Source organism: Mesorhizobium monacense (genome assembly GCF_056781675.1).
In genome coordinates this window covers 772,515-783,435 of the sequence record NZ_CM165567.1, presented here as the reverse complement: position 1 = coordinate 783,435, position 10,921 = coordinate 772,515, and the positions used below count along the sequence as shown (strand labels likewise).

Annotated in this window: 14 protein-coding genes; 9 read left to right on the top strand and 5 right to left on the bottom strand. The window is 62.1% G+C overall.

Annotated elements, in window-relative coordinates; all coding sequences use genetic code 11:
- Positions 1–27: 27 nt before the first annotated feature.
- The 6 genes from AC1RUK_RS03730 to AC1RUK_RS03705 all read left to right on the top strand — a co-directional run bounded on the left by AC1RUK_RS03730 (position 28) and on the right by AC1RUK_RS03705 (position 4,383).
- On the top strand, positions 28–513 hold the full coding sequence (locus AC1RUK_RS03730; protein WP_481836734.1) for a hypothetical protein: 486 nt from the start codon (positions 28–30) through the stop codon (positions 511–513).
- A 29-nt stretch (positions 514–542) separates the two neighbouring features.
- On the top strand, positions 543–1,103 hold the full coding sequence (locus AC1RUK_RS03725; protein ID WP_481836735.1) for a hypothetical protein: 561 nt from the start codon (positions 543–545) through the stop codon (positions 1,101–1,103).
- 291 nt (positions 1,104–1,394) lie between these two features.
- Positions 1,395–2,921, top strand: a complete 1,527-nt coding sequence (locus AC1RUK_RS03720) for an ABC-F family ATP-binding cassette domain-containing protein (protein ID WP_481836736.1) — start codon at positions 1,395–1,397, stop codon at positions 2,919–2,921.
- Between the two features lie 129 nt (positions 2,922–3,050).
- A complete protein-coding gene (locus AC1RUK_RS03715; RefSeq protein WP_436173043.1) occupies positions 3,051–3,224 on the top strand; it encodes a hypothetical protein in 174 nt (57 codons plus the stop codon).
- Between the two features lie 192 nt (positions 3,225–3,416).
- Entirely contained in the window at positions 3,417–3,842 is a 426-nt protein-coding gene (locus AC1RUK_RS03710; RefSeq protein WP_481836737.1) for a VOC family protein, read from the top strand.
- Between the two features lie 187 nt (positions 3,843–4,029).
- Entirely contained in the window at positions 4,030–4,383 is a 354-nt protein-coding gene (locus AC1RUK_RS03705; protein WP_436173045.1) for a DUF1428 domain-containing protein, read from the top strand.
- A 57-nt stretch (positions 4,384–4,440) separates the two neighbouring features.
- Here the strand turns inward: AC1RUK_RS03705 and AC1RUK_RS03700 are convergent, their stop codons facing one another.
- A complete protein-coding gene (locus AC1RUK_RS03700; RefSeq protein WP_481840185.1) occupies positions 4,441–6,075 on the bottom strand; it encodes a tetratricopeptide repeat-containing sulfotransferase family protein in 1,635 nt (544 codons plus the stop codon).
- 274 nt (positions 6,076–6,349) lie between these two features.
- Entirely contained in the window at positions 6,350–6,760 is a 411-nt protein-coding gene (locus AC1RUK_RS03695; RefSeq protein WP_436173046.1) for a Kazal-type serine protease inhibitor family protein, read from the bottom strand.
- Positions 6,761–7,243: 483 nt separating this feature from the next.
- Between AC1RUK_RS03695 and AC1RUK_RS03690 the strand changes: the two genes are divergently transcribed.
- The 3 genes from AC1RUK_RS03690 (at position 7,244) to AC1RUK_RS03680 (ending at position 8,530) form a co-directional block, all read left to right on the top strand.
- On the top strand, positions 7,244–7,456 hold the full coding sequence (locus tag AC1RUK_RS03690) for a cold-shock protein (RefSeq protein WP_006202520.1): 213 nt from the start codon (positions 7,244–7,246) through the stop codon (positions 7,454–7,456).
- Positions 7,457–7,704: 248 nt separating this feature from the next.
- Entirely contained in the window at positions 7,705–7,917 is a 213-nt protein-coding gene (locus AC1RUK_RS03685) for a cold-shock protein (protein ID WP_006202521.1), read from the top strand.
- Positions 7,918–8,110: 193 nt separating this feature from the next.
- A complete protein-coding gene (locus AC1RUK_RS03680; RefSeq protein WP_481836739.1) occupies positions 8,111–8,530 on the top strand; it encodes a BA14K family protein in 420 nt (139 codons plus the stop codon).
- Between the two features lie 88 nt (positions 8,531–8,618).
- Here AC1RUK_RS03680 and AC1RUK_RS03675 read toward each other — a convergent pair whose 3' ends face one another.
- From AC1RUK_RS03675 to AC1RUK_RS03665, 3 genes are all read right to left on the bottom strand, one after another.
- Complete coding sequence (locus AC1RUK_RS03675) at positions 8,619–9,260, bottom strand: MBL fold metallo-hydrolase (protein WP_481836740.1); 642 nt, start codon at positions 9,258–9,260, stop codon at positions 8,619–8,621.
- Positions 9,261–9,436: 176 nt separating this feature from the next.
- Entirely contained in the window at positions 9,437–9,754 is a 318-nt protein-coding gene (locus tag AC1RUK_RS03670; protein WP_436173948.1) for a hypothetical protein, read from the bottom strand.
- A 145-nt stretch (positions 9,755–9,899) separates the two neighbouring features.
- The gene (locus AC1RUK_RS03665) at positions 9,900–10,793 is read right to left on the bottom strand and encodes a branched-chain amino acid aminotransferase (protein WP_481836741.1); all 894 of its coding nucleotides are present in this window, start codon (positions 10,791–10,793) and stop codon (positions 9,900–9,902) included.
- Between the last annotated feature and the right edge of the window lie 128 nt (positions 10,794–10,921).

The following is a 10,921-nucleotide window of genomic DNA, read 5'->3' as shown; positions in this document are numbered from 1 at the left end:
CTCATGCCATCGCTTGGATGGCTACAGATGATGACACGCCGTTTCTTTGGGCTTCTCGCTGCCGTCGCAGCAGCTTTCCTGCCGTCCCGCGCGGCGTCTCAAACAACGAGCTCGCCGCGGCGCCTGCAGGATGACGTTCCGATAGCCGCGAAATGGATATCCAAAGCACTGCAAAGTTCGGGCTATCGCGCCGATTTCACACCACAGAGCATATCGGAGGTGGAACGCTTCTTTCGCGAACAGACGAAGGATGGGGAGCCCATCTCCGACGGTTTGATGTCACAAGATATCGGGCCGCGCTTGTTTGCGTTGGGATGCTACTGCGGCGAGGTGCTCCGCAGGGAACTCGGCGGGCATTGGCTGACGAATGACGACGATCCCGAAGGCGAAATCAACGCGGCGCTCGAAGTCGGAAGCGGTGTAACCTGCTGGCCCATGCAACGGGTGATGAAGCGATTGCGTAGCAGCGAGGACGACCTGGTGGCCTGGGCCGAAGGGATCAGGCGGGGCTGAAAGCCGATTATCCAAACCTACGACAACAGTTGGCAGCAAACCTGGGTTCGATGCGGCAACGAGGCAAACTCCATATTCTACCCCTGATTTTAGGCAGCAAAGACACACCTTTGCGGGCTGGCGCTGATCTTGGTCCGGTGCAGAAGCACCTTGGCTTTCCGAAATGGCTGTATGTCTATCAGGATCAGCCATGCGGCTTTCTTCTGGGTTTTGGCGACCTGGAAATCAACATTTTGACCAGGCGCAATCGAGCGCGAGTCCATCGCATCAGCATCAAACTTTGGCACATGCCTGATATCCCCAAGCCTTTGCCTTTGAAATGGAGTGGCAACAGCCAAATCGATCTCGACGGCTTTAGCCCGGCAATGACGCTTTCGGCCGCCAGGACACGCGTTGCAAGTCTCGGATTGCGGGGCGAGGAATATAAGATGGAAAGCGGATTTGAAACGGTCCGCAGGCTCGTGCTCCCTCACGCCGAGCTTCATTTCTTCAAAGGACCGGAAGAACCAATCCTGATGGAGATTCACTTCGAAACGCCACAGGAAATCCAGCGAACCAAGGGGGACTTCATATTCCCTTTGCCAGACTAAGGCCTGCCTGCAGAGGAGCCCCTTGCCATCGGCCCCGCCCCTGGTGTAGCCATTCCTGGTACTCGAACGTCCAGAAAGGAGGGCTGCGTGAATTTCGACCACCACCGTCAGCGCGGCCCTGTCTGTGCCCTGCGAGCTAGCTTGCAGGGCTGACCAGGACGGTCCGGGTTTTTCCCGCTTCGATTTTTGGTCTGCTCTTCGTGGTGCTGCAATGCTTGGCCTGATGGCCTGCCCGCGCACCGTCAAAGTGCATCGACCGGAGTTTCTTCCGGCAAGACCAGAGAAATCGACATGGCCCTGATCAGCCTCAAATCCCTTGGCGTCACCATGAGTGCGCCGCTGTTCTCCAATCTCGACCTCACCATCGGCGCCGGCGACCGGCTCGGCATCGTCGCCGCCAACGGCCGCGGCAAGTCCACCTTGCTCAAATGCCTGACCGGCGAGATGGAAGCGACATCCGGCGACATCACCCGCACGCGCGGCCTGCGTGTCGGCCATGTCGAACAGTCCGTTCCGCCTGCGCTCCTCGGCAGCAGCTTTCATCAGGTCGTGGCCGATGCCTTGCCGGCCGATCAGGCCGAAGGCGAACTCTGGCGTGTCGACGTGGTGCTGGATTCGCTCGACGTGCCCGAGCCGATGCGCGAACGAGAGATGCGCGCCTTGAGCGGCGGCTGGCAGAGGCTGGCGCTGATCGCCCGCGTCTGGGTCACCGACCCGGATGTGCTGCTGCTCGACGAGCCGACCAACCATCTCGACCTTGCCCGGATCAGCCAGCTCGAAACCTGGCTGAACGCACTACCGCGCGAAGTGCCGGTCGTCATCGCCAGCCATGACCGCGCCTTCCTCGACGCCACCACCAACCGCACGCTGTTCCTGCGACCGGAACAATCGCCGGTGTTTACCCTGCCCTATTCGCGGGCACGCGACGCGCTGGACGAAGTCGATGCCTCGACGGAGCGTAAATTCCAGCGCGACATGAAGGTGGCGCAGCAATTGCGCCGGCAGGCGGCAAAGCTGAACAATATCGGCATCAATTCGGGCAGCGACCTGCTGACGGTCAAGACCAAGCAGCTCAACCAGCGGGCCGAACGCCTGGAAGAGGCGGCAGCACCGGCGCATCGCGAGAAATCGGCCGGCGCGATCAAGCTCGCCAATCGTGGGACGCACGCAAAAGTGCTGATCACGCTCGACGACGCAGCGGTCGAGACGCCCGACGGGTCGCTGCTGTTTCGCACCGGCAAGCGCCACATCTGTCAGGGCGACCGGATCGTGCTGCTCGGCCGCAACGGCGTCGGCAAATCGCGCTTTGTCACCTTGATCAGGAATGCCATTTTCGAACCTGAAACCGTGCAGAGCGTGAAGGTGACGCCGTCCACGGTGCTCGGCTACAGCGACCAGGCTCTGTCCGGGATGAGCGGCGATGACACGCCGCTGGCGATGGTCTCGCGAAAATTCGATGTCGGCGAGCAGCGCGCCCGCTCGCTGCTGGCAGGTGCCGGCGTCGCCATCGACATGCAGGAGCGCAAGATCGGCATGCTGTCCGGCGGCCAGAAGGCGCGGCTGATGATGCTGGCGCTTCGGCTTGCCAATCCCAACTTCTATCTGCTCGACGAGCCGACCAACCATCTCGACATCGACGGCCAGGAAGGACTGGAAACGGAACTGCTGGCGCATCAGGCAAGCTGCGTGCTCGCCTCGCACGACCGCTCCTTCATCCGCGCCATCGGCAACCGCTTCTGGCTGATCGAGAAGCGCCGGCTGACCGAGGTCGACAACCCGGAGGATTTCTTCCGCTCGGTGGCCGAGACAGCGGGCTGAAGACAAGCCCAGGGACCGGCCTGTCGTGGGCCGGCCAAAAAGTTTCGGCGGTCTGTCGGATCGTGGCCGGGCGCCACGTCCTTGGGATGCCGACACGATGATGCCGGCTTCAATCGAGGAGAAAGCATCATGTCCATTCTGTCATCCGTAAGCCGCATAGCGGCCCGCTACGCGGCGAACCGCGCCCGTTACCGCAGCGAGCGCGCGCTCCTTTCACTGCCGATCGAATTGCGCAAGGATATCGGCTGGCCGGAAATCATCATCGACGCGCAAAACGGTCCTCGGATTTGCAGGGCTCCCTGAGCGAGCGAGATGAAAGCGGCTGCCCGGCCCATTGCGGCAGGCGCGCCATTGACAGGCTCCAGGGCCACTTCAACCGCCGACGACCGGCGCCTCGGTCGCGGCACTAAAAAATCTCGTCAGCCATGTAGGATCGCCGCCACTTGATTCGTCCTACGGTTCGCAAGACCAATCAAACGCAAAGAGGAGCAAAAGATGAACGATCAGCCGCAAACCCAGCCTGCCGCGAAAGTACTCGGCGGCTTGACGCCCTACCTTCAGTTGGACGGCGCCTTCAAGGTCGCCGAATTCTACCAGAAGGCCTTCGGCGCCGAGCAGGTCTTCTTCTATCCGCCGGATGAGCAGGGCCGCACAATGCACATCCACCTTCACATCAACGGCTCGACGCTGATGATTTCCGATTTCTATCCCGAGCACGGCATGTCCCCGGTCAAGCCGCAGGGCTACACCATACAGCTCCATCTCGGCAGCGACGACATCGAAGCCTGGTGGCAGCGCGCCGTCGATGCCGGCTGCGAAGTTGTCATGCCGTTGCAAGTGATGTTCTGGGGCGATCGCTGGGGCAATATGCGCGATCCCTTCGGCGTCGAATGGGCGATGAATGCGCCCGTGAAGGCCTGATCCTTTTTTGCCTCTCCCACCTGTGGAAGAGGTCGGATTGCCCCGAATTGCCCTTCGCAATTCGGCTGGCAATCCGGGTGAGGGGTAAGTCGGCGTCAAGCTGGAACACCCACATCCGACTGAGCTTCGCTCGGCCACCTTCTCCCACAAGGGAGAAGGGAGATCGCTCTCAAATCAGGAGAACCCCATGTCCTATGTCGATGGTTTCTTGCTTGCCGTACCCAAGGCAAGACTCGACGACTACAAGAAGCTGGCCAACACCGGCGGCGTCGTCTGGAAGGAGCATGGCGCGCTTGCCTATGTCGAATGCGTCGGCGACGACGTGCCCTATGGCGAACTTACCTCGTTCCCGCGCGCCGTGCAGGCCACGGACGACGAGATCGTTATCTTCGCATGGGTCGTCTATGAATCCAGGCAGAGCCGCGACGCAGTGATGGCCAAGGTGATGGCCGATGAGCGGCTGAAGGGTGACTGGTCGACCATGCCCTTCGACGGCAAGCGCATGATCTTCGGCGGCTTCCAGCCCTTCATAGAACTCTAGGCATCTCACAGGGCAGGTCAATATTGAGGTCAGGCCGAGCCTCACCTCAATTTTGACCTACACCAGCTTGTCCAGCAGCGGCTTCAGCCGATCACCATAGCGCTTCCACAGGTCGACCGACCCCTGGTACATCGGCTGGCGCACCTGCGCGGCCGAGGCCGTGCGCACGGGACGGTCGGTCTCGTGGAACGACAGCACCGCATCGTCCCACGGCAGGCCGAGATGGGCGATCAGCGCCCGCGTCTGGCCTTCCTGGTTGGCGACGAAATCCTCGTAGCGGACATCATGCACGACGCCCGGCAGCACGCTGCGCCAATGCGCCATGATGTCGGTGTAGAGATTGTGAAAGTCGGCAAGCTCGCCGAGGTCATAGCCGTAGCGATGGCTGTCGCCGCGGAAATGCACCTTATAGATCGACAGGCACGTCGCCGCCGCATCGCGCGCGCAATGGATGATCTTTGCCTTCGGCAGCATCAGATGGATGAAGCCGACCAGCAGGAAGTTGCCGGGCATCTTGTCGGTAACCTGCCGGAAGCCGGGATAGCGGGCATGCAGCATGTCGAGATAGGCTTGCCCCGCCTCGGCGAAGGCCTTGTCGGGCATGTCGGCGATCCCCCAGGGAAAGCCGCCTTGCATGCTCAGCGGGAACTGCTTGCCGACCGCCGTCTTCAAGATGCTGAGCTCGCCGGCGCCATAGACTTTTGGGTGGCTGGCGATGATCTGCTCGACCAGGGTCGTGCCCGAGCGCGGCATGCCGACGACGAAGATCGGCGTGTCGTCGGCGATTTCGCTCGGCTTGTGCTTGTCGAAGAAGGCCTTGTCGAAGACCGCCTTCATCGCTTCGAATTCGTCGCGCGTTCTCGCCGCATCGTAGTCGATGCCTTGGCGGCGGATGGCATTGCCTTCGGCGAAATAGTCGAAGGCGCGGCCATAATCCTTCAAATCGTCGTTCGCCTTGCCGAGGCCGAACGAAAGCTGCATGCGCGCTAGGCTGCCTGCCGGCGCCTTGGTGTGCTGGGCCTCCATGCCGGCAAGCTCGGCGTCGCGCTCCTGCTGACGCTTGACCTGCGTCAGCAGCAGCCACGCCTTTGCCATCCCGGGATCGATCGCCAGCGCCTGCCGGGCAAGATCGGCAGACTCGCCAAGCCTGCCTTTTTCCATCATGCCGACGCCCAGTCCGTAAAGAAGTTCCGCATCCTTCGGCCGGATCGTTAGCGCCTCGCGGAAGACGTCGAGCGCCCCGTCCAGCCGGCCCGCTTCCTGCAGCGTTTCGGCAAGCCCGATCCGGGCACGCACGTGGAACGGATTGCGGCCGATCGTGCCGCGATAGATCTCTTCGGCGCCCTCGAACTGGCCGAGCTGCTTCAGCGCCGAGCCGAGATTGTCGCGCGCCGCAAGCTGGTCCGGTCGAATTTCAACCGCGCCGCGGAAGAAATCGACGGCAGCAGCGATGCGACCGAGGTCGCGCATGACCGTGCCGAAATTGTTGAGGAAGTCGGCATTCTTCGGCTGCAGGGTCACCGACTGCTCGATGAGATCGAGCCCTTCCTCGCTTCGCCCGGTCTGATGCAGCAAAAGCCCGAGGAAATGCAGCGCGGCGGCATGGTTCGGCTTCTGCGCCAGCACTTGCCGGTAGAGCGTCTCGGCCTCTTGCCGGCGCCCGGTCTGGTGCAATTGAAGCGCCCGTTGCACATGTTGATCCAGCACCGTGGGCGGCTGCCCTCCGGAACCCGATCTGGCGCCCGCACCTGCCGCTCTTCTTTGATCTCTGTTGATGGGAAACCTGCCGTGTTTGTCCGCCAGCCGGACCTAAGCCATACGGCCGGCAGTTTCAAGACGCACTGGGCATCGCCACGCGGTTATGGAACCTGGCAGGCAACGTCGCGCCCACTTCCCCGCCAAAACGGAGAGATGGGACGCCTGTTGCAGATCCTTGCCATGGCAGGATGGCAAGGTCCTGCCTCGTTCAGCACGGTCCGTCGCCGACGATGCGATAGTCCGCGGCGCGGGCCTCGCATTCGTTCGGGAAGGTGCGCAACTCGCCGTGGCGGCGGGCGCAGACCGGAGCGTATTCGCGCGTGCAGAAGGTCTGCTCCTCGCCACCGCCGCCGCCGCCACCGTCGCGGCACGGGCCATCTCGCACGATGCGGTATCCGGCCCGATCGGCAAGGCAGGCATTGGCGAAGGTCTGGCGGTCGCTGCCTCGACGGGCGCAGACCGGCTCATACTCCCTGGTGCAGAATTGCGGCTCCGGCCTTGGTGGGCGCGGGCGCGGACCGGGCCCCTCGTCCACCACCACGGTGCAAGCTGCCAGAAGTGCCGACAGCAACAGGAGAGCAAAACCCTGCCGCGAGAAAAGCGTCACAAGAAATTTCATGAATATCTCCCTCGAGCCCCCGCCTCGGCGCAAAACACGCCTGCCGATCCTCGCTAATCCCTTGCCAAATGCAACCGCCGTTTGCGGAAGACCGGAGGCGCATCATACCGCCGCCCGCGCCTCGAATAGCAGCGCGGGCTGCGCGCTGGACGATGCGCGAACAGGCTCTGGCCGATGACCGGACCGGAAGCCAGGTCTATCGAAGCCATGCGTCGGGATGCGCCGATCGGGGCGCCCCGCGGCGCCTGTCTTGCAACCATCACGTTTCCGTGCGATAAATTTTGTGTTCGGGCATTTGCGACCCGGAGAGCGGAACGTTTTGGACGACCTTTCCCCGATACTGTGAATCTCTGACGGCCCCGTTTTCGGCGGGGGGTTTGACCATGCGCCAATGCATGACTGCCGAAGCAACCACCGGGACTTGCCCACGGCGCCAGGCGGCGGGCAAACCACAAGACTGACACGGGTGAAGGAGTTTCCCCAATGGCCCAGACCGGCACCGTTAAATTCTTCAACGCGACCAAAGGCTTCGGCTTCATCACGCCCGATGGCGGCGCCAAGGACGTGTTCGTCCACATTTCCGCGATCGAGGCTTCGGGCCTGCGCACGCTGGTCGACGGCCAGAAGGTCACCTTCGACGTCGAGCCCGACCGCATGGGCAAGGGCCCCAAGGCGGTCAATCTCCGCGCGGCCTGATCCGTCTGACCCGCGTTCGTCCACGCGGACCAGCCAGGCATATTGCGAGATTATGAACCGGCTTCCAGGCCGGGATTGAGTTTTTCAAAGGCGCGACGGTCACCCGTCGCGCCTTTTCCATGCCCCTAAATGCTTGCCGGGGCGTGCAAAAACTTTCTCTTGCCGATAGCGCTAAAATAAAGGACAAATTTCCACTCGGGCATTTGCCGGCCCGAGACTGGAATTTATGGGATCAAAGGGAGCTTCCCATGCCGCAGACCGGCACCGTCAAATTCTTCAATCATGCCAAAGGCTTCGGCTTCATCACGCCGGACGATGGCGCGAAGGATGTCTTCGTCCATATTTCGGCCGTGCAGGCGTCGGGTCTTCCCGGTCTGGAGGATGGGCAGAAAGTGACATTCGACACCGAGCCGGACAAGCGCGGCAAGGGTCCGAAGGCCGTCAATCTGTCGATCGGCTAAGCCGGCTCAAGACAGATCGGACGGAGGCCGATGAGGCGGGTCCACTCCCGCCCGACCTATGGTATGCCGCGTGCGTTTGATCCATCCGGCGAATTTTCGTTCAGCCCCCGTTCAGCCACGGTCTCCTATTAACCTTCGCTAAAACCGGTCCGTATCCCCTGAAACTACCCCGGACCGGCACGAAGGAGACCGAATGAACCGAATTCTCAGGACCGCCATCCTGTCCGCGGGTATCGCCGCGACCACGTTGGCCACCTTGCCGGCGGCCAATGCCGATGACTGGCGCTGGCGCCGTCACCACCACGACAATGGCGACGCCCTCGCCGCCGGCGTTGTCGGCCTCGCGGCCGGCGCCTTGATCGCCGGCGCGCTGAGCAATCCGCAGCCCCGCTACAGCTACTACGATGACGACTATGACTATCGTTATGTGCGGCCGGCGCCGGTTCGCCGCTACTATGTGGAGCAGCCGCGTGTCGTCTATGCCGACCGCTACGCCGAACCGTGGACCCGCGCCTGGTACGAATACTGCTCGGACCGCTACCGGACCTTCAACGCCCGTACCGGCACGTTTACGGGCAATGACGGCGACCAGCACTTCTGCGTCGCCAACTGAGGCGGATTTTCTGTTTCATACCAAAAGTGCCGCCCACGGGTGGCGCTTTTTTGTTTGAGGTGATGGTGCCGTGTGAGCAGGCCTGCCGTCAGGTCAGGAACGGGTTGGTCCTCCGCTCCTCACCGAAGCGGCCGCCAGGACCATGGCCACAGATGAAGCCGATGTCGTCGCCGAGCGGCAGAAGCTTCTCCTTGATCGAGGCGATCAGCGCCGCATGGTCGCCGCCGGGCAGGTCGGTGCGCCCGACCGAGCCGCGAAACAGCACATCGCCGACATGGGCGAACTTGGCCGCCCGGTTGTAGTAGACGACGTGCCCCGGTGCATGACCCGGACAGTGCAGGACTTCGAACGAATGCGCTCCGAATGACACGGTCTCGCCCTCGGTGAGGAAACGGTCGGGAACGCAATTGCGCACGGCATCGGTGATGCCGAAGCGCTTTGCCTGGTTCTCCAGATTTGCGAGCAGCGGCTGGTCAGCTTCATGCGGGCCGATGATGTCGACGCCGAGCGCCTCCTTCAGCTCCATCGCACCGCCGGCATGATCGATATGGCCGTGCGTGATCCAGATCGCGCCCGCGGTGATCGCATTGTCCTTCAGCACCTCCAGCACCTTGTCGATGTCGCCGCCCGGATCGACGACGACGCCTTGTTTGTCGTCCATGTCGAACAGGATCGTGCAGTTCTGCTGGAAGGGCGTGACAGGCACGATCCCGGCATTGAGCTGACCCATGATTGTCCTTTCTCAGTACTGGGGCGCGGCGCGCATCTCTCAACGCGCAGTCTCTTGAACTGACCTGATGTAGAGACAGATGCGAACGGCGTCCACCGCCGGCGGCGATCTCGATGAGCCGAAAAACAAATGGGCGGCCGAAGCCGCCCATGCGAAAAAGTCCGATGTCTCGAGGCTTACTTCTTCATCGCATTCATGACCGCGCCGATGATGCCGGTCAGGATGGCGCCGCCGCCAGCGCCGCCGAGGATGTTCTCCAGGTTCAACGCGCTGCCCAATCCGCCCGCTGCCGCCGCAGCCGCTGCCGGATCGACCGTACCGCCGCCAAGCAGGCTGCCGAGGATGGCCGCGCCGCCGACACCGCCAATGGCGCCGCCCAGGATTTTGGGAAGCTGACCCAACGCCGCTTGCTTGAGCGCCGCGCCCACCGCCTGACCACCGATGACACCCATAATCACCTGAACAATGATCGGAAGAAGCGTGTTCATGTCCATATTTCCAGTCCCTCCATGACTGTCAGCCTCCCGGGCCGACGCCATCATGAGACGCTGAAATGGGTGAAAGTCAAATGCAGAGATGCTGAAATAAAAGGGGCGGCTCGAAAACCGCCCCTGCTTGACAAAAAAGCTGTGACTTTCGTTATTCTGCAGCAATCGCATGCTTCGGTTGCACTGCAACAGAATAGTCTTTCATCAATGTCTTGGCGATCTCGCCGACCTCGAATCGGTAGGGTCCAATCTCCGCCACGGGCGTCACTTCAGCCGCCGTGCCGGTGAGGAAGCACTGCTCGAAGCCTTCGAGTTCTTCCGGCATGATGACGCGTTCGATCACCTCGATCCCACGATCCTTGGCAAGGCCGATGACCGTGCGCCGGGTGATGCCGTCGAGGAAGCAATCGGGCATCGGCGTGTGGATCTTGCCGTCCTTGACGAAGAAGATGTTGGCGCCGGTTGCTTCGGCGACCTGGCCGCGCCAGTCGAGCATCATGGCGTCGGCATAGCCCTTGGCCTCGGCTGCATGCTTGGACATGGTGCAGATCATGTAGAGGCCGGAGGCCTTCGACTTCGACGGCGCGGTGCGCGGGTCGGGGCGGCGCCACTCCGCCATGTCGAGGCGGATGCCCTTCAGCTTCTGGGCCGGATCGAAATAGCTCGGCCACTGCCAGATGGCGATGGCGCAATTGATGCGGTTGTTCTGCGCCGATACGCCCATCTGCTCGCTGCCGCGCCAGGCGATCGGGCGCACATAGGCGTCCTGGAATCCTTGCTTCGTCAAGAGCGTGCGGCAGGCGTCGTCGAGTTCGGCGACCGAATAGGGTATCTTGAAGCCGAGCAGGCGCGCCGATTCATGCAGACGCTCGGTATGTTCGGTAAGCTTGAATATCTCCCCGCCATAGGCGCGCTCGCCCTCGAAAACGGCGCTGGCGTAATGCAGGCCATGGGTCAGCACATGGACCTTGGCGTCGGCCCATTTGACGAACTCACCGTTCATCCAGATGAAGCCGTCCAACTGGTCAAAAGGAACGGATGCCATGATAACCTCCCGCGGGTGCCAACCCGCATATCGTTGTATCGTTGTGTGTTTCGTGTCGGCCCGCACCGGGCGACCGGGTTCTCAAAGCGTAAGCGGATATTTAAGCTCTGGCAAACTCAGGAAGTTCC

Bases quoted from the DNA above. Each gene is read 5' to 3' on its own strand.
- AC1RUK_RS03730 (WP_481836734.1), top strand. From the start codon at position 28: ATGATGACACGCCGTTTCTTTGGGCTTCTCGCTGCCGTCGCAGCAGCT.
- AC1RUK_RS03720 (WP_481836736.1), top strand. From the start codon at position 1,395: ATGGCCCTGATCAGCCTCAAATCCCTTGGCGTCACCATGAGTGCGCCG.
- AC1RUK_RS03715 (WP_436173043.1), top strand. From the start codon at position 3,051: ATGTCCATTCTGTCATCCGTAAGCCGCATAGCGGCCCGCTACGCGGCG.
- AC1RUK_RS03710 (WP_481836737.1), top strand. From the start codon at position 3,417: ATGAACGATCAGCCGCAAACCCAGCCTGCCGCGAAAGTACTCGGCGGC.
- AC1RUK_RS03705 (WP_436173045.1), top strand. From the start codon at position 4,030: ATGTCCTATGTCGATGGTTTCTTGCTTGCCGTACCCAAGGCAAGACTC.
- AC1RUK_RS03695 (WP_436173046.1), bottom strand. From the start codon at position 6,760: ATGAAATTTCTTGTGACGCTTTTCTCGCGGCAGGGTTTTGCTCTCCTG.
- AC1RUK_RS03690 (WP_006202520.1), top strand. From the start codon at position 7,244: ATGGCCCAGACCGGCACCGTTAAATTCTTCAACGCGACCAAAGGCTTC.
- AC1RUK_RS03685 (WP_006202521.1), top strand. From the start codon at position 7,705: ATGCCGCAGACCGGCACCGTCAAATTCTTCAATCATGCCAAAGGCTTC.
- AC1RUK_RS03680 (WP_481836739.1), top strand. From the start codon at position 8,111: ATGAACCGAATTCTCAGGACCGCCATCCTGTCCGCGGGTATCGCCGCG.
- AC1RUK_RS03675 (WP_481836740.1), bottom strand. From the start codon at position 9,260: ATGGGTCAGCTCAATGCCGGGATCGTGCCTGTCACGCCCTTCCAGCAG.
- AC1RUK_RS03670 (WP_436173948.1), bottom strand. From the start codon at position 9,754: ATGGACATGAACACGCTTCTTCCGATCATTGTTCAGGTGATTATGGGT.
- AC1RUK_RS03665 (WP_481836741.1), bottom strand. From the start codon at position 10,793: ATGGCATCCGTTCCTTTTGACCAGTTGGACGGCTTCATCTGGATGAAC.